The following is an 18,311-nucleotide window of genomic DNA, read 5'->3' as shown; positions in this document are numbered from 1 at the left end:
GGTCCACCCTGGACGGGTGGTGCCGTCGGAAACGTACGAGGAGGAGATGAGGACATGGCGGAGCCCACGCCGCGTCGGAACGAACCGCGGCTACGCCCCGCGCCCCTGCTCTTCGAGCCCGCGGAGGCGGCCTCCGATCCGGAGCACTTCTTCGACCTGGAGTCCATCGACGACCCCCGGACGCTGCTGGCACGGGCCACGGAGCTGACACAGGCGTTCCGCGCCGCTGCGGACCGGGCGGTGGAGTTCCAGGCCATGGCCGCGGCGCAGCTCGCCGATCCGCGCCGGTTCGACCGGCTGACGTCGGCGGACATCGCCGAGCAGGCCGAGTGGACCGAGGACTACGCGAAGAAGATGGTGGAGTTCGGCCGGGATCTGCTGCGGGGCGTCGAGGCGCGGGGCCCGGATCCCGTCTGAGGGACGGAGGCGGAGGCCATGGGCCGCCGGATGTCGCTCATGCCGCCCCCACGACCACCCTTTCGGCATATGCCAGCCGGGCAAGGTACCCCTTCCCGCCGCTCCTGTCTCGGTTTCCGGCAACCCTTGGAAACGTGACGTTCACTCCCGGTACCTGTAGGTGCCATGAGCAGCAGCACAGTGACCTCGGACGGCGCCGCCTGGCTCGCCTCGGCAGGAACGTATCCGCGCAGCACCCTCGCCTTCTGGGAGGAGCAGCCGGACGCGCCCGTGGTGCTGCCGTGCGGTTCCGCCTTCGACATCGTGAGCGCGCCCGCGATCTTCGGACGCCGGATGCTGGACCGGTTGTGGGACGACGGACCGGGCTCGGGGCCGGTCGCGGTGTTCCGGGGCCGGATGCTGCTGTTCGCCACCCCGGGTACGGCACAGCGGCTGCCGTCGCTGCTGGAGTGGGAGGAGTGGGGGTCCACGGCCCCGGCGTCCCCCGGCCGGACGGCCGCGATCCCGCCCCTCCTCTGCCACGGAACGGGCGACGCGGTCACCGTCCCCGCGCCCGCCGCCGCGGAGTCCGAGCAGGCCTCCGGATCCCGCTGGCTCGTCGCCCCCGACACCCGTCACCCCTGGCTCCCGGGCCCCGAAATCCTGCTCTGGGCGGCGGTCCGAGCGGCCCGCTCAACGGTGCGGATATCGATTTTTCCTCCCCCCGACCTGGATGCTAAGGTCTACGACGTCAGCAGGCGCCGCTAGCTCAGTTGGTTAGAGCAGCTGACTCTTAATCAGCGGGTCCGGGGTTCGAGTCCCTGGCGGCGCACGACACCGAGAAAGCCCCTCGCCTACGCGGGGGGCTTTCTCATGCCCGGGCGCAGCCGCTATCCGTTGGCGATCTTCACCGTCCACCCGCCGGACGCCGTGCGCCCCTCCACGTCCAGCCGCACGGTCGTGCCCGGCACGGTGAAGCTCTCGCCGAGGGCGACCGGTGCGTCCGCGAGGGGTGGGTACACCGAGCCCTCCCAGCACGCCTCCGTGTGCGGGTGGGCGTCGATCACCTGGACCGGGCCGCCGCCGGACTCGGCGCCGGCGTGGACGCGGTAGACGAGGACACCCTGGCGGCAGCTCTGCTGATCGTTGCCGACCGAGCCACGGGCCTCGATGGCGAGGGCGCTGTCGGACCCCGTGCGCACCACCGCCAGCTTGGTACCGCGGCCCAGCCCGAACGCGGGGGCGCCGGCCGGTGCGGTGGACGGCAGCCCGGGGGCGGCGCCGAGCGACTCCAGCGTCAGCCGTACGGGCGGGCCGCCCCGGACGCAGACCACCTGCCGGGGCTCCAGCCAGCCCAGCTTCCACTTGTGCCAGCCGAACAGATCCGGGGCCAGTCCGAACTGGCTGCCCATCAGGTCCCAGTCACCCACATGGGTGTCCCAGTCACCCTTTCCGTCGTCTGGGCGGTGGTACAGGTCCGGCAGGTCGAAGACATGGCCGGTCTCGTGGGCGAGGACGAGCCGGTCCGGCGGGTGGTTCTCGAACACCGTGACGACCCGGCGGATGTCGGTGCCGTCGGCGCGCAGCGGGGTGTCCAGGTTGACGACCTTCGTGGCGTCCGAGTCGACGCCGGGGGCGTGCGGGTCGGCGACGAAGTAGACGACGTCGTAGCGCGAGAAGTCGACGTGGCCGTCGGCGACGGCGAGCGCGTCCCGCAGATAGGCGGACCGGTGGGCGGCGCCCCAGTCACGCTGTATGGCGTAGGCGGTGGAGGGGCGCGGCATGCTGATCCAGTGCCGCACCGGGTGGGAGCGGAGTCGGAACTTGCCGTAGGAGGCTCGTTCGAAGTAGCGGCTGGTGGCCGGGAAGTGGTCGGCGGCCAGTTCGGTGGGGGAGGTCAGCGGGCGGGCGTCCGGGAAGGACAGGAAGACCATCACCGCGTCCAGCGTGCCGGCCGGCCGCGGGTAGGCGGCGTTCCAGGTGTCCAGGCCCTCGGAGTGGTGGGCCTGGGTGCGGGTCAGGGCGCAGGGCGCCGCCGCGAAGGGCTCCGCTACCGAGGGGCACGCGATGAGGGAGGTCGCCGCCACCGCCGTCAGGGTGGTGAACACGGCCGCGGTGCTGCGCAGTCGGGGGCGGGCGGCGACGCGTCCGAGCCCCTGGAGGGCCTCACGGGTGCGTTCCCCCAAGGGCAGCTGGCGCGGCACATGGACCTCCGGATGCGGTTCGCGGGACACCGCATCCAGACTGTGTGAATTTATTGTTGTATGCCCTGTTTGCCTGCACCGGACGAGTGAGGGCACCGAGGCCGAACGGGGTCACCAAACCGGCCGACACCCCCGAACCGCTCACGGTCCGTCACAATCGGTCGAGGGGCGGGGGAACCGGGCCTCAGGCGGGCAGAAACGATCTGTCAGGAGGGCGGGCCGTTCCGCGCGTGTTCCGCGACACTGGACAGTGGGCTGCGAGCGGCGGGAGCGGCCCTCTATGATCGGCACACTTTCCTGACCCTTTCCTGCCCGGACAGAGATCGAGCAGAGATCGAGCAGATCGAGTGCACTGCGGGAGCGAGCGGTGAGCGGAACGTCCGAAGGGCCGACGCCCGCGGCAGACCTCATCGGGCCGGCCGTCACAGACAGTAATCAGCAGGCGTCGCGAAGTACCGGGGTCGACGCCTCCGACTCCTACCGATCCGCCTTCGCCGCCGCACCACTGGCGATGGCCGTCGTCGATCGCGAAGGCCTCGTGGTCAGCGCCAACGCGGCACTCGCCGACCTCCTCGGCACCGGTCCCGGCGACCTCACCGGACGGATCGCCGCCGACCTGGTCGACCTGGCCTCCGACGCCCGTACCTGGCACGCGTACCGCGAGGTGCTGCGCGGGCGGGAGGCCAAGCTGCGGTGCAGCCGGCGGCTGAAGCACCCCGAAGGGCACAGCGTCTGGGTGCAGGTCACCGTCGCCCCGCTGCCGGACGGCGCGCGGGGCGTGCTGCTGACCGCCGCCGACATCAGCGCGCGGCGTGAACTCCAGGGCAGGCTGCGGCACTTGCAGATGCACGACCCGGTGACGCGGCTGCCCAACCGCACGCTGTTCTTCGAGCGCCTCTCGGCCGCCCTCGACGTGGAGTCGTACGAGCGGGGCGGCACCGGCCGGATCGGCCTGTGCTACCTGGACCTGGACGGCTTCAAGGCGGTCAACGACACCCTCGGCCACCGGGTCGGCGACCGGCTGCTCGCCGCCGTGGCCGAGCGCCTCGGCCGCTGTGCGGACGAGGCCGGTTTCGCCAGGGCGAGCGCGCCACTGGTGGCCAGGCTCGGCGGCGACGAGTTCGCGCTGCTGGTCGAGGACTCCACGGGCACCGAGCAACTGGCGGAGCTGGCCGAGTCGGTGCTCACGGCCCTCCAGGAACCCTTCGATCTGGCGGGTCAGCGGCTGTCGTTGTCGGCGTCGATCGGCGTCGTCGAGCGACAGGCGGCCGGTACCACCGCGACCGGTCTGATGCAGGCCGCCGACACCACGCTGTACTGGGCGAAGGCGGACGGCAAGTCCCGCTGGACGCTGTTCGACCCCGAGCGCAACGCGCACCGCATGACCCGCCAGGCACTCGCCTCCACACTGCGCCCGGCCATCGACCGGGGCGAGTTCGTCCTGGAGTACCAGCCGCTGGTCGGGATGGCGGACGGGCGGCTCAGCGGGGTCGAGGCGTTGGTCCGTTGGAATCATCCGCAGTTCGGCATGCTGACGCCGAATCGGTTCATCGGATTGGCGGAGGAGGACGGCGCGATCGTCCCGCTGGGCCGCTGGGTGCTCGCCACCGCCTGCCGCCAGGCCCGCCGCTGGCAGCTCGAACGTCCCGACGAACCACCCCTGTTCGTCTCCGTCAACGTCGCCGTGCGTCAGGTATGGGACTCCGACCTGGTCGCGGACGTCGCCGAGATCCTCGCCGAGACGGGCCTCGCCCCGCAGCTGCTCCAGCTGGAGCTCACCGAGTCCGCGGTGATGGGCTCCGCCGGCCGCCCGTTGCAGGCACTCCAGGCACTCAGCGACATGGGTGTCCGGATCGCCATCGACGACTTCGGCACCGGCTACTCCAACCTCGCCTACCTCAGCAGACTGCCGGTGTCGGTGCTGAAGCTGGACGGATCCTTCGTCCGGGGCTTCCAGTACGAGGACGCGGGCACCCACGCCAGTCCGGCCGACGAGGTCATCGTCGAGGCGATGATCCAGCTGGCGCACCGGCTGGGGCTGACCGTCACGGCGGAGTGCGTCGAGACCTCCTCGCAGGCCGGCCGGCTGCGCCGGATCGGGTGCGACACCGGGCAGGGGTGGCTGTACTCCCGGCCGGTGCCGCCGGATCGCATCTCGGAACTGCTGGCGTGTCCGTCCGGTCAGGCGGTCGGCAATCCGTAGGCGTCCGCGACGAGTTCGTAGGAACGGAGCCGGATCTCGCCGGTGTGCGCGTTGGCCGTGAGCATCAACTCGTCGGCACCGGTGCGCTTGTGGAGGCCGTCGAGGCCCGCGCGGACCTCGTCCGGTGTGCCGTGGATGACGTTGGCGTTCCAGGAGGTGACGAACTCCTCCTCCAGCGGGCTGAACTCGTGCGCCTCGGCCTCCTCCGGAGTGGGCACGAGACCCGGCCGTCCGGTGCGCAGCCGGATCATGCTGAGCGCGGCGGCGCGGACCTGGCGCCGGGCCTCCCTCTCGTCCTCGGTGGCGAGCGCGGAGACGCCGATCAGGGCGTAGGGCTCGTCGAGGAGGGCGGACGGCTTGAAGGACTCCCGGTAGAGGTCGAGCGCGGGGATGGTGTTCTGCGCGGAGAAGTGGTGCGCGAAGGCGAAGGGCAGGCCGAGCAGGCCGGCCAGCCGGGCGCTGAATCCGGAGGAGCCGAGCAGCCAGACCGGCGGGCGGTGCGGGGACTGCACGCCGCCGGGCGAGGTGGCCTGGACGGGGCCGGGGACCGCGTGGATGCGCCGGTAGGGGTGGCCGTCGGGGAAGTCGTCGTCCAGGAACCGGGTCAGCTCGACGAGCTGCTCGGGGAAGTCGTCGGCGCCCTCGTTGAGACGGTCCGTGCGGCGCAGGGCCGCCGCGGTGGCGCCGTCGGTGCCGGGGGCGCGGCCGAGGCCCAGGTCGATCCGGCCGGGGGCCATCGCCTCCAGCGTGCCGAACTGCTCGGCGATCACCAGCGGGGCGTGGTTGGGCAGCATCACGCCGCCCGAGCCGAGCCGGATGCGCTCGGTGTGGGCGGCGAGATGGGCGAGGATCACGGCCGGGGACGAGGAGGCGACGCCCGGCATGGAGTGGTGCTCGGCGACCCAGTACCGGTGGAAGCCGCGGGCCTCCGCGACCCGGGACAGGGCGACGCTCGTGCGCAGTGCGTCGGTGGCGGTGCGGCCCGCGCCGACGGTGACCAGATCGAGTACGGAGAGGGGGACGGGAGCGGTGCCGAGTGCGGTGCCGCGGATCCCGTTCTCGTCGCGCCCGCCGCGCTCTTCGTGCTCGTCGTGCTGGTCGTAAGGCATGGGGTGCCTCCTGGTTTCGGCCGTGCGGTGTCCTCAGGCCGCTAACAGGAGACGGTCCCCGCTTATTCCCGTCGGGCGGCGTCCGCGGGGTGTCCGCCGGCTCCCTCACACCTGCACGATCGGCTCCCTGGTGAACAGCGCCCCCAGCCGCGGCGCGTTCACCCGGCGGTCCGCCAGCCGCAGCGCCTCCCAGACGGTGACCTGGTTGGCGGTGAGGACCGGCTTGCCGAGCTCCTTCTCCAGAGCCGGGATGTGGGCGGCCGTGTGCAGCGCCGTGTCCGGGAGGAGGACGGCCTGGGCGTCGGGGGCGTCGGCCGCACGGGCCAGCGCGAAGACCTCGGCCTCGCCCCAGGTGCCGACCTCGGCCGCCGTGGTGATCCCGGAGCTGCGTACGCCGGTCACCTCGATGCCGGCCGCCCCGAGGAAGTCCACGAAGAGCCGGGCCACGTCCTCGGGGTAGGTGGCCCCGACCGCGACCCGCCCCGCGCCGACCTCCCGCACGGCGTGCACGAACGCGAAGGACGTCGAGGACGCCGGCATGCCCGCGGCCTGGGCCAGGGTGCGCACCTGCTCGTGGGCGCCCTCCCAGCCGTGCACGAAGCTGCCGCTGGTGCACGCCCACACCACGGCGTCGGCGCCGGCGTGCCGAAGCTCCTGGACGCCGGCGGCGAGGCGGGCCGGGGCGCCCATTTCGAGCAGGGCGTCCACCCGGTGGGCGTCCTCACCGATGTCGGTGTGCACCAGGTGTACCCGGATGTCGCTGCCCAGGAGCTGTTCGATGCGCGGATAGTCGTCCTCGGCGGAGTGGCCCGGGTAGAGGAATCCCAGTGCTGTCATGTCCAGCCTTCCTGCTGCTGCTCTTCTTCCGGCACTACGGCGCCGGGGGTCTCCCCCGACAGGACGGGACCGGTGCGCGCCGCCGGATCGATCAGCGCCTGATACGGCCCCACCGCACGGGTACCCAGTCGGCGCAGTGCCGCCCACATCGTCACTTGGTTGGCCGAGATCACCGGTATGCGCAGCTCGGCCTCCAGTTGCGGGATCACGTCGTAGGTCGGCAGGTTGGTGCAGCTGATGAACAGGGCGTCGGCGGCGCCCCGCACCGCCCGCCGGGCCATGTCCACCACCTCGCGGTAGGGCACCTTCCAGATGTGCCGGGTCAGCCCCATGAAGGCGCAGCCCGTGACGGCGACGCCGGCCTCGGCGACGTAGCTCTCCAACGCCCGCGTCACCGAGACCGTGTACGGGGTCACCAGCGCCACCCGGCGTACGTCCAGCTCGACCAGCGCCTCCAGCAGCGCGCCCGACGTGGTGATCGCCGGCACGTTGCCCGCCCGGCTCATCGCCTCGCACATCGCGCGCTCGCCGACGATGCCGCCGACGAAGCTGCCCGAGGTGCAGGCGTAGCCGATCACCTCGGGCTCGACCGCGTTCAGCGTGCGCACCGCCTCGCTCAGCGTCTCGTGCTCGCTGACCAGGCGGGCCAGGTCCAGGCTCACCTCCACCGGCACGTACGGGGTGCGGGTGACGTGCAGGGACACCTCGTCCGGCACCCAGCGCCACAGCTCGCGGTCCAGCGCGAAGTCGAAGGGGGCGACGACACCGATTCCGCGTTGCGGAGCCGGTCCGCCGAGAAAAGCGACGTCCATGGCAGGCACCGGCCTCACGCTCGGAGACGAGTGGGCAACGGATCGTGGGGAACGCCCGTGTTGACGACGGTAGGTTCGGGTGCGAGCGTGGTCAATCCGCCTGGATCACTCCCAGGTCAACACGCGGTTGAACCCCGTTGACACGTCGTCACCGGCCGTCGCCCCCACGGTCGGCCGCCCCCCGCGAACGGCTGGAGAAACGGCTGCTCATGCCCACTCCCACCCTGCTCGTCCTGGACGCCGAACCCCTCCCCCGGCTGGGCCGCCTCACCGGCCGTGCCCGGATCGAGCACACGGACGCGGCGGGGCTCGCCGAGCGGCTGCCGCACGCCGATGTGCTGCTCGTGTGGGACTTCACCTCGCACGCCGTGCGCGCGGCATGGCCGGGCGACGGGCCACGGCCCCGCTGGGTGCACACCGCGAGCGCCGGTGTGGACCACCTGATGTGTCCGGAACTCGCCGCCTGCGACACCGTGGTGACGAACGCGCGCGGCATCTTCGACCAGCCGATCGCCGAGTACGTCGCCGCCCTGGTGCTGGCGATGGCCAAGGACCTGCCGCGCACCCTGGAGTTCCAGCGGGAGCGGATCTGGCGGCACCGTGAGTCGCAGAAGGTCGGCGGGGGCCGGGCGGTCGTGGTGGGCTCCGGGCCGATCGGACGGGCGATCGTGCGCACCCTCAAGGCGCTCGGCGTCACCACCGCCCTGGTCGGCCGCACCCCGCGCACCGGCGTGCACGGCCCCGACGACCTGGACCGGCTGATGGCCCGCGCCGACTGGGTGATCGCGGCGGCGCCGCTCACGGAGCAGACGCACGGCATGTTCGACGCGCGCCGCTTCGGGATGATGCAGCCCTCCGCCCGCTTCGTCAACGTCGGCCGCGGGCCGCTGGTGGTCGCGGAGGCGCTCGCCGAGGCGCTGGCCAAGCGCTGGATCGCGGGTGCCGCCCTGGACGTCTTCGACGCCGAACCCCTGCCGCCGGACAGCCCGTTGTGGCAGGTCCCGAACCTGATCGTGTCCCCGCACATGAGCGGCGACACCGTGGGCTGGCGGGACGAACTCGGCGCCCAGTTCGTGGAGTTGTACGACGCGTGGGAGGCGGGGCGGCCGCTGCCGAACGTGGTGGACAAACAGCGTGGGTATGTACCCGGACACTGACGTTCCTGGGAGGGTGGATGACCGAGCTCACCGAGCTGACCGCCGTACGGCTCCTCGACGGTTACCGCAAGGGCGAGTTCAGCCCGGTGGAGGCGGCCCGCGCGACGCTGGAGCGGGCCGAGGCGATCCAGCCGGAGGTGAACGCCTTCGTCCGGCTGACCGCCGAGGACGCGCTGCGCCGGGCCCGGGAGTCCGAGGAGCGATGGCGGCGCGGCGCACCGGACGGGCTGCTCGACGGGGTGCCGGTCACGGTGAAGGACATCCTGCTGCTGCGCGGCGCCCCGACCCTGCGCGGCTCGCGGACGGTCGGTCCCGAGGGCCGCTGGGACGAGGACGCCCCCTCCGTGGCCCGGCTGCGCGAGCACGGCGCGGTGTTCCTCGGCAAGACGACGACGCCCGAGTTCGGCTGGAAGGGCGTCACGGACTCGCCGGCCTCCGGGGTGACGCGCAACCCGTACGACCTGACGCGCACCGCGGGCGGCTCCAGCGGGGGCGCGGCGGCGGCCGTGGCGCTCGGCGCGGGACCGCTGGCGCTCGGCACCGACGGCGGCGGCAGCGTGCGCATCCCGGCGGCGTTCTGCGGGATCTTCGCGCTGAAGCCGACGTACGGGCGCGTGCCGCTGTACCCGGCGAGCGCGTTCGGGACGCTGGCGCACGTGGGGCCGATGACCCGGGACGCGGCGGACGCGGCGCTGCTGATGGATGTGATCGGCGGCCCGGACTCCCGCGACTGGTCGGGGCTGCCGCCGACGGCCACGGCCTTCACCGGCGCTCTGGCGGCCGGCGTGCGCGGGCTCCGGGTGGCGTACTCGCCGTCGCTGGGCGGGCAGGTGGCGGTACGGCCGGCGGTCGCGGCGGCGGTACGGCGGGGGGTGCAGCGGCTGGCGGAGCTCGGCGCGTACGTCGAGGAGACCGATCCCGACCTGACCGACCCGGTGGAGGCCTTCCACACCCTGTGGTTCAGCGGGGCCGCCCGGGTGACCCAGCGGCTCGGGCCGGAGCAGCGCGCGCTGCTGGACGCGGGGCTGCGGGAGATCTGCGCGCGGGGAGCCCGGTACACGGCGCTGGACTATCTGGCCGCGGTGGACGTCCGGATGGATCTGGGCCGCCGGATGGGCCGCTTCCACGACACCTACGACCTGCTGGTCACCCCGACCCTGCCGATCACGGCCTTCGAGGCGGGCGCCGAGGTGCCGAAGGGGTCCGGGCACCGGCGGTGGACGGGCTGGACCCCGTTCACCTACCCGTTCAACATGACGCAGCAGCCCGCGGCGACCGTGCCCGTCGGGACGGACGGGGACGGCCTGCCGATCGGGATGCAGCTGGTGGCGGCCCGGCACCGGGACGACCTGGTCCTGCGGGCCGCGCACGCGCTGTACGAGGCCGGTGCCGCCGCCGGGGTCAGGCCCGCCGGAAGCTGAGCGTCTCCCCGGCCGCGCCGGTCCGCCACAGGTCGTTGCAGGCCTCGGCCATCGCGGGCAGGCCTTCCACGATCTGCCCCCAGACGATGCCGGGGACCCAGCCGACGTCGCCGTTGAGCAGCAGGTTGTTGCGTTCGTAGAAGAGCGCGAGGTCCACGACGGTCGTACCGGCGCGGACCTCGCGGTCGTAGCCGTAGGCCTTCGTGCCCAACTCCGTACCGGCGAAGGCGAAATAGCACAGATCACCCGGAATGGGAGTTACTGTCGGATTTTCCAGTGGTGGCTCGGATGCCGCGAAGGGCGGGAAGAGGCCGTAGATCTCGTTGCGGGCGTATTTGGCGTGGTAGACGTCACCGGACAACGGCAGGGCGTCCCAGACGGCCGCGCAGGTGATCGGCGCCCGCTCGTCGAGCAGCCTGGCCGTGCAGGTGACGGCGCGTTTGTCCAGCGAGACCTCGATGTAGCGATCAGCCATGGGTTCCATGGGAGTGCCCGGCGGCGGCGCGGTCAAGGGGGCCCGCGCACCCGGCCCCGGAGGGTGCGGGGCTTGAAAAGATCGGCATAACCCGCGTGCGGTCGGGTAGCCGCGCGCCCATGGCTCCACCACGCAGAAGCCCGACGAGAAACACCGACCACATATCCGAACCCGTCCCGGGACGCCTCTTCGGGCCCACCCGCCGATCGCTGCTCGCGGGGGTCGCGGCGCTCGGCGCGCTGGGCGCCGCCGGCTGCAGCCGGGTGGCCACCGCGTCCGGCACGCAGGGCGGTGACCTGCTCGACCGGCTGAAGGCCGCCGGTGTCGTGCGCCTGGGCATCGCGGGCGAGATCCCGTTCGGGTACATCGACAGGGACGGCGAACTGACCGGCGAGGCGCCCGAGCTGGCCAGGGTGATCTTCAAGCGGCTCGGGGTGGACCGGGTGCAGCCCGTGCCGACCGAGTTCGGCTCGCTCATTCCGGGCCTGAACTCCCAGCAGTTCGATGTCGTGGCCGCTGGGATGTACATCAACCCAGAGCGCTGCGAACAGGTCATCTTCTCCGACCCCGACTACCAGATGCTCGACTCCTTCATCGTGCGCAAGGGCAACCCGCTCGGGCTGCGCGACTACCGGGACGTCGTCGAGAAGAAGGCCAGGTTCGCCACCGGCACCGGCTACGCCGAGATCGAGTACGCCGTGCAGGCGGGCTACGAGGAGAGCGACATCCTCATCGTGCCCGACCAGGTGGCCGGGCTGAACGCCGTCGAGGCCGGGCGCGTGGACGTGTTCGCCGGGACGGCGCTGACCACCCGCGAGGTGGTGAAGAAGTCCGCCAAGGCCGAGACGACCGAGCCCTTCAAGCCGATCGTCGACGGCAGGCCGCACGTCGACGGCGGCGGTTTCGCCTTCCGGCCCACCGAGACCGGGCTGCGGGACGCCTTCAACCGGGAGCTGCGAAAGCTCAAGGAGAGCGGCGAACTGCTGCGCATCCTGAGGCCCTTCGGGTTCACCGAGGAAGAGATGACGGATCTGACCGCGAAGGAGCTGTGCGGCGGATGACCTCGGGACTGTGGGAACTCGTACTTCAGGGCATCTGGGTCACGATCCAGCTGCTCGTCCTCAGCACGCTGCTGGCCACCGCCGTGTCCTTCGCGGTCGGCATGGCGCGCACCCACCGGTTGCGGATCGTCCGCTTCCTCGCGGGCCTCTACACCGAGGTGTTCCGTGGCACCTCAGCGCTGGTGATGATCTTCTGGGTGTTCTTCGTGCTGCCGCCCGCCTTCGGCTGGCAGCTGGTCCCGCTGTGGGCGGGCACCCTGGCGCTGGGTCTGACCTACGGGGCGTACGGCTCCGAGATCGTGCGCGGCGCGCTGAACGCCGTCGACCCGGCGCAGCGGGAGGGCGGGATCGCGCTCAGCTTCACCCCGTGGCAGCGGATGCGGCTGATCCTGCTGCCGCAGGCCGTGCCGGAGATGATCCCGCCGTTCTGCAACCTGCTGATCGAGCTGCTCAAGGGCACCGCGCTGGTGTCGATCATGGGCATGGGCGACCTGGCCTTCAGCGGCAACCTGGTGCGCCTCGCCCTCCAGGAGAGCGCGGAGATCTACACGTACATCCTGCTCATCTACTTCGTGATCGCCTTCCTGCTCACCCGGATGATGCGCGGGCTGGAGAAGAAGCTGAAGGCCGGGGTCGGCAAGGCGCCGCAGCGCAAGGCCCGAACGCCTGAGCCGGCCGTGGTGGAGGGGGTCCGATGAACTGGGACTGGAACGCGGTCACGGACTTCATGCCGCACTTCTGGGACGGTCTGCTGGTCACCCTGCAGATCCTGGTGATCGGCTCGCTGATCTCCTTCGTCCTGGGCCTGGTGTGGGCCCTGCTGATGCGGGTACCGAGCCGCTGGGTGACCTGGCCCGTCGGCGTGGTCACCGAGTTCGTCCGGAACACCCCGCTGCTGGTACAGCTGTTCTTCCTGTTCTACGTGCTGCCCGAGTGGGGCGTGACGGCCTCGGCCCTGACCACCGGTGTGATCGGCATCGGGCTGCACTACTCGACGTACACGATGCAGGTCTACCGGGCCGGCATCGAGGCGGTGCCCGTCGGCCAGTGGGAGGCCGCGACGGCGCTGAACCTGCCGCTGAGGCGGACCTGGACGGCGGTGATCCTTCCGCAGGCGGTCCGCCGGGTGGTGCCCGCCCTCGGCAACTACGTGATCTCCATGCTGAAGGACACGCCGATGCTGATGGCGATCACGGTGCTGGAGATGCTCGGCGAGGCCCGGCTGTTCTCCCAGGAGACCTTCCGCTTCACCGAGCCCCTGACGGTGATCGGCGTGGCCTTCATCGTCATTTCCTATCTGGCCTCCCTTGTTCTGCGAGCCCTGGAGCGACGCCTTGCCCACTGAGACCCTCCCCAACCCGGAGAAGAACCCCGTCACGAGCAAGACCGCCGAGCTGATCCGGCTGGAGCAGGTGAGCAAGCGGTTCGGCGACAACCTCGTCCTCGACCACCTCGACTTCTCCGTCGACGCGGGTCGGCACGTCACCCTGATCGGCCCGTCCGGGTCGGGCAAGACCACGATCCTGCGGATGCTGATGACCCTGATCAAGCCCGACGAGGGCACGATCACCGTGGACGGGGACAAGCTCTTCCCCGCGCCGGAGAAGCAGATCCGTGAGGTCCGCAAGAAGATCGGCATGGTCTTCCAGCAGTTCAACCTGTTCCCGAACATGTCCGTGCTGCGCAACGTCACCGAGGCGCCGGTCACCGTGCTCGGCCTGTCGAAGGACGAGGCGGAGGCGCGCGCACGCGAGCTGCTGGACCTGGTGGGCCTCGCCGACAAATGTGACGCGAAGCCGTCCCAGCTGTCCGGCGGGCAGCAGCAGCGGGTGGCGATCGCGCGGGCCCTGGCGATGCGCCCGCAGGTGCTGCTCCTCGACGAGGTGACCTCCGCGCTGGACCCGGAGCTGGTCGCGGGCGTCCTGGACGTGCTGCGGGACATCGCGCGCAGCACCGACATCACGATGCTCTGCGTGACCCACGAGATGAACTTCGCCCGGGACATCTCCGACCAGGTCCTGATGTTCGACTCGGGGCGGGTCATCGAGTCGGGCCCGCCGGAGAAGATCTTCGGTGACGCCGAGCACGAGAGGACGCGGGAGTTCCTGAGCGCGGTGCTGTGATTTTTTCCGGTCCGTCACACTACGCGCCGGTACCATCACCCGAGGTCGGGGCGGCGGGGCATTCCGTCGGCATATGCCAAGTGGCTACGCCCCTGCTAGGGGGGTCGTCATCTCGTCAACTGCCGCTCACTACCGGCCTCTTGCCGGTTATCGTGGAGGGCGAGAGCAGGCCCAGGACGGAAGCGAGCGAGCGCAGGGGGAGACCGTGGCGCTGAAGCACGAGCCGACCGTGCCGTACCACTCGGCGCAGGACGCGCTGCGCGTTCTGGAGACGGTGGCACGGCACTCCGCCGGAGTCACCGTCACCGGGATCGCCCGCCGAACGGGCCTGCGCGCGGAGCGGCTGACGGGACTGCTGCGGATGCTGCGCCGCGAAGGGTACGTCGACCAGGACGCCGACGGGGCGTACGTCACCGGCGCGGCGCTCGCCCGCCTCGGCTCCGCGCACCACCACGACGAGGCCCTGCGCGAGCAGCTCCAGCGCGCCCTGGACCGGCTGCGGGACTCCGTCGGCGCGGCCGTCTACATCAGCCGCTACGTCGACGGCGAGGTCCGGGTCACCCAGTACGCGGCCGGCCCGGCCACCCCGGCGGTCAACGAGTGGGTCGACTTCCGCTTCTCGGCGCACGCCACGGCGGTCGGCAAGAGCCTGCTCGGCCAGCTGGACCACAACGGCCGCCGCGACCACCTCGCCCGGCACAAGATGGCCCGCCTCACCTCGCGCACGATCACCAGCGACAAGGTGCTGCTCTCCCGGCTGGAGGCCCAGCCGCCCACGGTGCCGGTGCTCGACCTCCAGGAGTACGCGATCGGCACGGTCTGCGCGGCCGTCCCGATCACCGCCGGCGCCGCGGTGGGCTGTCTGGCCCTGTCGCTCCCGGTCGAGCACGCCCACCGGCTGCGCCAGGCGGCCGACACCCTGAACCGCAACGCGGCCCCGGTTCTGCTCTCCCTGGCGCTCTAGGGTCCGCCCCGGCTCCCTCGGGCGGTGGTCAGGAGCACCCGCGCGGACCGGGTACTATTTTCTACGTCGTCGGCCGCGGAACGCGGACGGCGGGAGTCATGCGCCGCTAGCTCAGTTGGTTAGAGCAGCTGACTCTTAATCAGCGGGTCCGGGGTTCGAGTCCCTGGCGGCGCACAACGCAGGAGCCCCTCGCGGTAAGCGAGGGGCTCCTTCGCGTGTCCGGCACACTCAGAACGTGACGTCCGAGCAGGCGTAGAACGCGTTGGCCGTGTCCGCGATCGTCCACACCGCGACGATGACGTGCCGGCCGCTGAGCCCGGACGGCAGGGTGCCACTGTGCGAGAGGGTCTGTGGCGGACGCTGGTTGTTGTAGGGGACCGTGAGGAACGGGGTCAGGTTGAGGTCGGACCGGGCGAGGTTGTGGTTCTGGTTCCAGCCCGGCTTGGTGACGTAGTACTTGAAGTCGGTGGTGGAGTGCATGGCGGTGAACTGCCAGCGGAACGAGTAGCTCTGGCCGCCGTTCACCTTGGTCGCCGGCCATGCGGCGCCCGAGGGGGTGCGCGGGCTGTCGAGCTGGCCGAACTGCCCGTTGTTGCCGGAGCAGATCCGCCCGTCGGCCGGGCCGGAGGAAGGGAAGCCCTTCGGTCCCTCGACGCTCTGCGGCTCCCACTGGATGTTGCCGCAGTTGGTCACGCTGCCGTTCTGACACAGCTTCTGCCTGCTGATGGGCAGGTCGGTGTAGCCGTGACCACTGGCTCCGCCGGAGGAGAGCACCAGGGCACCGGTGGTCGCCATACCCACCATCACGGCGGACAACTTGGTCTTTTTGCGCATACTGCCGCTCCTGGAGAACGTGGGGGAAGTTCACTGAGCTTGCAGGTCTAGACCAAGCCTGAGTTTATTGCCGTTAGTTGAACATGTCCACACCAATCACGGACCGGTTTCTCCCCGGCCCGCGCAGAACGCCACCGTCAAGTCCTTGACCAGCACCTTGCGTTCGTTGTCGTCCAGCGCCACGAGCCCTCGCATGGTCAGCCGGGTCACGGTGTCCTCCACCGAGTCCACCACCGAGGTCAGCACGCTGTTCCGATGCTGGGCGTCCAGCGCGGCGATCCGGCGGCGGTGCATCGCGGCGGCCACCTCGGGGGCGTACTCGACCCGCACCGGTTGCACCGAGAACACCTCGAGGCCCACCGGCGTCGAGTCCGCCGCCACCAGCCGGGTCAACGCGTCGGCCGCCGCGTCCACCGCGGGCTTCGCCGCGCCCGGCATCTCCACCGGCACCCGCGCCAGCGCCGCCTCCACGCACACCCGCAGATACGACTCGTGGTCCTCCACCGCCAGCACCGCCCGCGCGGTGTCCCGCACCCGCCACACCACCAGGACCACGACCCGCAGCGCGACCCCGCTCCCGTCGGCCGCCGGCATCGGCTCACTGCGCCAGTGCCGCAGCCGTACGTCGACCCGGCGGCGCAGCAGCAGCGGGTTCACCCACATCAGACCGGTCCGCCGGACGGTCCCCCGGTAGCGGCCGAACATCCCCAGCACCCAGGCCCGCCCGGTCCGCCCCCGCGCCAGCCCGCCGAACCCGAAGAGTCCCAGCGCCCCGGCCCCGGCGTACGCCGCCCACTGCGCCGGACCGGGACCGGCGCCCGCCGAGGCCGGCAGCCCCAGCGCCGTGGCCACGACCGGCGGCATCGCACCCGCCCACCACGAGGTGAGCACGCCCCCGGCCGCCCCCGCGGCCCCGGCGAGCACCCCGACCGAGGCGGGCAGCACCCGCGCGGGCCGTTCCACCAGATCGGGGTCGACCTGCGGCACCGGACGGGCCCGCGCGGGCACCGGACGGCGCAGCCGCGGCTGCTCGCCCGTGCCCTGCCGGCGGTTCACGACGGCCGGCCGCAGCTGCACGGACACCGGGTCCGGGTCGTCACGGAACAGCAGATGGACGGGGATCTCGGTGGTCGCCTCGTTGTGGATCACCCGGGTGGACCGGGCCGGAGGCGGTGGGGTCTGCTCGGCTCCCCCAGGGTCGGGTGTCTGGGGAGTGGTCGTGGTCATGCGTGTCTCCAGCCTCCGCGCCAGATGCGTTCGTGGGGGGAACAGCAGGTCAGGAGAAGAGCCGGCGCCAGGTCTCGGGCCCCGGGTAGCCGTCCGCGGCACCGCCCCGCCAGCCCTGGGTGCGCTGGAAGGCCTCGACCGCTCGCCGGTCCGCCTCGCTCCAGCGCGGGCCCGGCCCGTTCGGGTAGTGCCTGCCGAACCCCTTCTTCACCAGCTGCCTGCCGAGCCGGGTGACGTGCGGGTTGTCGGCGCCGGGCCGGAACATCGCGCGGCCCGGATAGCCCGGCACTCCGTGCGAGGCGGGCGCCTGGGCCCCCGCGTGGGGTGCGGCGGCCCGCCTGCCGCCCCGCCTCGGGTCGGTCCAGGGCAGTGCCGGGGTCTGGGACGGCGTCGCGGGCGGGGTCTCGGGAGGAGTCACGGGCGGGGTCTCCGGTGGGGTCGCGGGCGGGGTCTCCACCACGCCCTTGTAGCGATACGGGACGTACCGGGCGGAGTTGCTCCAGTAGGCGTACGGGGTCACGGCCCTGCGGGCGTGCGGGCGGGTCGACTCGTAGGCGATGTAGGACGTCCGGGTGTGGTCGGTCCAGCCGCCGAAGAGGACGACGTGCGAGCCGTTCTCCGGGTTGTCGGGGTTGTGGAACAGCAGCATGTCGCCGGGCTGGAGTTCCGCCTTGGCGATACGGGTGCCGAAGGTGTGGAGCGAGCCCGTCCATTCGTTCTGCGGCAGGCCCCAGGCCATCGAGACATAGCCCGAGCAGTCCTGCCGGTAACCGTCCGACCAGTAGGAGGTCATGCTGTACGGCACCTTCGCGTCGACCCATTTCTGGGCCCGCCTGATGATCTCCTCGCGGGTCGTCTCGGGCGTCTTCCCGGCGTCCGACGGTTTGCCCGGCGTCCCGGCCGGACCGTGCAGCGGAGCCGTCCCGCCCTGGGGGGTCTCAGGCTCCTCATCTGCGGGAACGCCGGGCCGCACGGGGGCGTGGGCGGCCGCGAGGGCGGGCGCCGTGTGGCCGACGCCGAGGGTCGCGGAGGTCAGCGCGGCAAGGGCGAGGGCGCGCCGGGCGGCGGGATGGGCGGAGGGGCGGTGCGGAGTGGAGTGCGGAAGGACGCGGCGCCAGTGGGCGCATCCGGGGCAGTCACAGTCGCTCACGGGATCGATTTCCTCGAATACCGGAGTCTCCATGCGATTCCCCTCACACTCCTGCCGAGAATTTCCGGGCCTATGCACGTTGATCAGTTTCACAACTGTCTTCCGGGCGCGCATGTTGACGGTCCGAATGATGTACACCCCCCGGGCCCCTCGCCCCAGGCCCCGCCCCGGGCCCGTCCGACCCCTCTCCGGTGGTCGGGAGCACCCCGGGAGGTCATGTAGAGTTAACGACGTCAGCAGGCGCCGCTAGCTCAGTTGGTTAGAGCAGCTGACTCTTAATCAGCGGGTCCGGGGTTCGAGTCCCTGGCGGCGCACCGACAGCGAGGCCCCTCATAGTG

18 protein-coding genes and 3 tRNA genes are annotated in these 18,311 nt (G+C 71.7%); 13 read left to right on the top strand and 8 right to left on the bottom strand.

All coding sequences use genetic code 11. From position 1 onward, the window contains the following. Positions 1-54: 54 nt before the first annotated feature. The 3 genes from AB0O67_RS15010 (at position 55) to AB0O67_RS15000 (ending at position 1,228) form a co-directional block, all read left to right on the top strand. Positions 55-417: a hypothetical protein gene (locus tag AB0O67_RS15010; protein ID WP_365449951.1), complete on the top strand. Its 363-nt coding sequence runs from the start codon at positions 55-57 to the stop codon at positions 415-417. Positions 418-582: 165 nt separating this feature from the next. After that, a complete protein-coding gene (locus tag AB0O67_RS15005) occupies positions 583-1,164 on the top strand; it encodes a hypothetical protein (RefSeq protein ID WP_365449949.1) in 582 nt (193 codons plus the stop codon). Continuing rightward, positions 1,155-1,228 (top strand) — tRNA-Lys (locus AB0O67_RS15000). Before AB0O67_RS15005 ends, AB0O67_RS15000 begins: the two co-directional genes overlap by 10 nt. Before the next feature lie 58 nt (positions 1,229-1,286). Here the strand turns inward: AB0O67_RS15000 and AB0O67_RS14995 are convergent. Beyond that, entirely contained in the window at positions 1,287-2,630 is a 1,344-nt protein-coding gene (locus AB0O67_RS14995) for a M6 family metalloprotease domain-containing protein (RefSeq protein ID WP_365449947.1), read from the bottom strand. Positions 2,631-2,967: 337 nt separating this feature from the next. Between AB0O67_RS14995 and AB0O67_RS14990 the strand changes: the two genes are divergently transcribed. After that, positions 2,968-4,803 (top strand): EAL domain-containing protein, encoded by a 1,836-nt coding sequence (locus AB0O67_RS14990; RefSeq protein WP_365449945.1) that lies wholly within the window; start codon positions 2,968-2,970, stop codon positions 4,801-4,803. On the opposite strand, the gene AB0O67_RS14985 is transcribed toward AB0O67_RS14990, so the two are convergent. From AB0O67_RS14985 to AB0O67_RS14975, 3 genes are all read right to left on the bottom strand, one after another. Further along, a complete protein-coding gene (locus AB0O67_RS14985; protein WP_365449943.1) occupies positions 4,782-5,912 on the bottom strand; it encodes an LLM class flavin-dependent oxidoreductase in 1,131 nt (376 codons plus the stop codon). The genes AB0O67_RS14990 and AB0O67_RS14985 overlap by 22 nt on opposite strands. A gap of 105 nt (positions 5,913-6,017) precedes the next feature. Continuing rightward, positions 6,018-6,749, bottom strand: coding sequence for an aspartate/glutamate racemase family protein (locus AB0O67_RS14980; RefSeq protein ID WP_365449941.1), 732 nt, complete (start codon positions 6,747-6,749; stop codon positions 6,018-6,020). Continuing rightward, on the bottom strand, positions 6,746-7,561 hold the full coding sequence (locus tag AB0O67_RS14975) for an aspartate/glutamate racemase family protein (RefSeq protein WP_365449939.1): 816 nt from the start codon (positions 7,559-7,561) through the stop codon (positions 6,746-6,748). The genes AB0O67_RS14980 and AB0O67_RS14975 overlap by 4 nt, the downstream gene beginning before the upstream one ends. 209 nt (positions 7,562-7,770) lie before the next feature. Between AB0O67_RS14975 and AB0O67_RS14970 the strand changes: the two genes are divergently transcribed. Both AB0O67_RS14970 and AB0O67_RS14965 read left to right on the top strand, forming a co-directional pair. Further along, positions 7,771-8,718: a D-2-hydroxyacid dehydrogenase gene (locus AB0O67_RS14970; RefSeq protein ID WP_365449937.1), complete on the top strand. Its 948-nt coding sequence runs from the start codon at positions 7,771-7,773 to the stop codon at positions 8,716-8,718. A gap of 17 nt (positions 8,719-8,735) precedes the next feature. Then, on the top strand, positions 8,736-10,139 hold the full coding sequence (locus tag AB0O67_RS14965) for an amidase (RefSeq protein ID WP_365449935.1): 1,404 nt from the start codon (positions 8,736-8,738) through the stop codon (positions 10,137-10,139). Here the strand turns inward: AB0O67_RS14965 and AB0O67_RS14960 are convergent. Next, a complete protein-coding gene (locus AB0O67_RS14960; protein WP_365449933.1) occupies positions 10,120-10,614 on the bottom strand; it encodes a DUF3830 family protein in 495 nt (164 codons plus the stop codon). The genes AB0O67_RS14965 and AB0O67_RS14960 overlap by 20 nt on opposite strands. 119 nt (positions 10,615-10,733) lie before the next feature. On the opposite strand from AB0O67_RS14960, the gene ehuB reads away from it, so the two are divergent. The 6 genes from ehuB to AB0O67_RS14930 all read left to right on the top strand — a co-directional run bounded on the left by ehuB (position 10,734) and on the right by AB0O67_RS14930 (position 14,936). Further along, positions 10,734-11,675 carry an ectoine/hydroxyectoine ABC transporter substrate-binding protein EhuB gene (gene ehuB, locus AB0O67_RS14955; protein ID WP_365449931.1) on the top strand — a complete coding sequence of 314 codons (942 nt, stop codon included), beginning with the start codon at positions 10,734-10,736 and terminating at the stop codon, positions 11,673-11,675. Further along, positions 11,672-12,373 carry an ectoine/hydroxyectoine ABC transporter permease subunit EhuC gene (gene ehuC / locus AB0O67_RS14950; RefSeq protein ID WP_365449929.1) on the top strand — a complete coding sequence of 234 codons (702 nt, stop codon included), beginning with the start codon at positions 11,672-11,674 and terminating at the stop codon, positions 12,371-12,373. Before ehuB ends, ehuC begins: the two co-directional genes overlap by 4 nt. Next, positions 12,370-13,020, top strand: a complete 651-nt coding sequence (gene ehuD, locus AB0O67_RS14945) for an ectoine/hydroxyectoine ABC transporter permease subunit EhuD (RefSeq protein WP_365449927.1) — start codon at positions 12,370-12,372, stop codon at positions 13,018-13,020. The genes ehuC and ehuD overlap by 4 nt, the downstream gene beginning before the upstream one ends. Continuing rightward, the gene (gene ehuA / locus AB0O67_RS14940; RefSeq protein WP_365449925.1) at positions 13,010-13,798 is read left to right on the top strand and encodes an ectoine/hydroxyectoine ABC transporter ATP-binding protein EhuA; all 789 of its coding nucleotides are present in this window, start codon (positions 13,010-13,012) and stop codon (positions 13,796-13,798) included. The genes ehuD and ehuA overlap by 11 nt, the downstream gene beginning before the upstream one ends. Before the next feature lie 205 nt (positions 13,799-14,003). After that, the gene (locus tag AB0O67_RS14935) at positions 14,004-14,762 is read left to right on the top strand and encodes an IclR family transcriptional regulator C-terminal domain-containing protein (protein ID WP_365449923.1); all 759 of its coding nucleotides are present in this window, start codon (positions 14,004-14,006) and stop codon (positions 14,760-14,762) included. A 100-nt stretch (positions 14,763-14,862) separates the two neighbouring features. Then, positions 14,863-14,936, top strand: a tRNA-Lys gene (locus tag AB0O67_RS14930). A 54-nt stretch (positions 14,937-14,990) separates the two neighbouring features. Here AB0O67_RS14930 and AB0O67_RS14925 read toward each other — a convergent pair. The 3 genes from AB0O67_RS14925 to AB0O67_RS14915 all read right to left on the bottom strand — a co-directional run bounded on the left by AB0O67_RS14925 (position 14,991) and on the right by AB0O67_RS14915 (position 18,006). Next, positions 14,991-15,596: a lytic polysaccharide monooxygenase gene (locus AB0O67_RS14925; RefSeq protein WP_365449921.1), complete on the bottom strand. Its 606-nt coding sequence runs from the start codon at positions 15,594-15,596 to the stop codon at positions 14,991-14,993. 96 nt (positions 15,597-15,692) lie between these two features. Continuing rightward, a complete protein-coding gene (locus AB0O67_RS14920; protein ID WP_365449919.1) occupies positions 15,693-16,823 on the bottom strand; it encodes an SPFH domain-containing protein in 1,131 nt (376 codons plus the stop codon). 49 nt (positions 16,824-16,872) lie between these two features. Continuing rightward, positions 16,873-18,006, bottom strand: a complete 1,134-nt coding sequence (locus tag AB0O67_RS14915) for a peptidoglycan-binding protein (protein WP_365449917.1) — start codon at positions 18,004-18,006, stop codon at positions 16,873-16,875. A gap of 207 nt (positions 18,007-18,213) precedes the next feature. Here AB0O67_RS14915 and AB0O67_RS14910 point away from each other — a divergent pair. Further along, positions 18,214-18,287, top strand: a tRNA-Lys gene (locus AB0O67_RS14910). Positions 18,288-18,311: the final 24 nt, after the last annotated feature.

This window comes from Streptomyces sp. NPDC086077 (genome assembly GCF_040686175.1).
Classification (GTDB): Bacteria; Actinomycetota; Actinomycetes; order Streptomycetales; family Streptomycetaceae; genus Streptomyces.
Note: the sequence above shows the minus strand (reverse complement) of the source record. Positions and strands in the feature narration are given on the sequence as shown.

Excerpts from the sequence above, each read along its gene's own strand:
- AB0O67_RS15010 (WP_365449951.1), top strand. The coding sequence starts at position 55 with ATGGCGGAGCCCACGCCGCGTCGGAACGAACCGCGGCTACGCCCCGCG.
- AB0O67_RS15005 (WP_365449949.1), top strand. The coding sequence starts at position 583 with ATGAGCAGCAGCACAGTGACCTCGGACGGCGCCGCCTGGCTCGCCTCG.
- AB0O67_RS14985 (WP_365449943.1), bottom strand. The coding sequence starts at position 5,912 with ATGCCTTACGACCAGCACGACGAGCACGAAGAGCGCGGCGGGCGCGAC.
- AB0O67_RS14980 (WP_365449941.1), bottom strand. The coding sequence starts at position 6,749 with ATGACAGCACTGGGATTCCTCTACCCGGGCCACTCCGCCGAGGACGAC.
- AB0O67_RS14975 (WP_365449939.1), bottom strand. The coding sequence starts at position 7,561 with ATGGACGTCGCTTTTCTCGGCGGACCGGCTCCGCAACGCGGAATCGGT.
- AB0O67_RS14970 (WP_365449937.1), top strand. The coding sequence starts at position 7,771 with ATGCCCACTCCCACCCTGCTCGTCCTGGACGCCGAACCCCTCCCCCGG.
- AB0O67_RS14965 (WP_365449935.1), top strand. The coding sequence starts at position 8,736 with ATGACCGAGCTCACCGAGCTGACCGCCGTACGGCTCCTCGACGGTTAC.
- AB0O67_RS14960 (WP_365449933.1), bottom strand. The coding sequence starts at position 10,614 with ATGGCTGATCGCTACATCGAGGTCTCGCTGGACAAACGCGCCGTCACC.
- ehuB (WP_365449931.1), top strand. The coding sequence starts at position 10,734 with ATGGCTCCACCACGCAGAAGCCCGACGAGAAACACCGACCACATATCC.
- ehuC (WP_365449929.1), top strand. The coding sequence starts at position 11,672 with ATGACCTCGGGACTGTGGGAACTCGTACTTCAGGGCATCTGGGTCACG.
- ehuD (WP_365449927.1), top strand. The coding sequence starts at position 12,370 with ATGAACTGGGACTGGAACGCGGTCACGGACTTCATGCCGCACTTCTGG.
- AB0O67_RS14925 (WP_365449921.1), bottom strand. The coding sequence starts at position 15,596 with ATGCGCAAAAAGACCAAGTTGTCCGCCGTGATGGTGGGTATGGCGACC.
- AB0O67_RS14920 (WP_365449919.1), bottom strand. The coding sequence starts at position 16,823 with ATGACCACGACCACTCCCCAGACACCCGACCCTGGGGGAGCCGAGCAG.
- AB0O67_RS14915 (WP_365449917.1), bottom strand. The coding sequence starts at position 18,006 with ATGGAGACTCCGGTATTCGAGGAAATCGATCCCGTGAGCGACTGTGAC.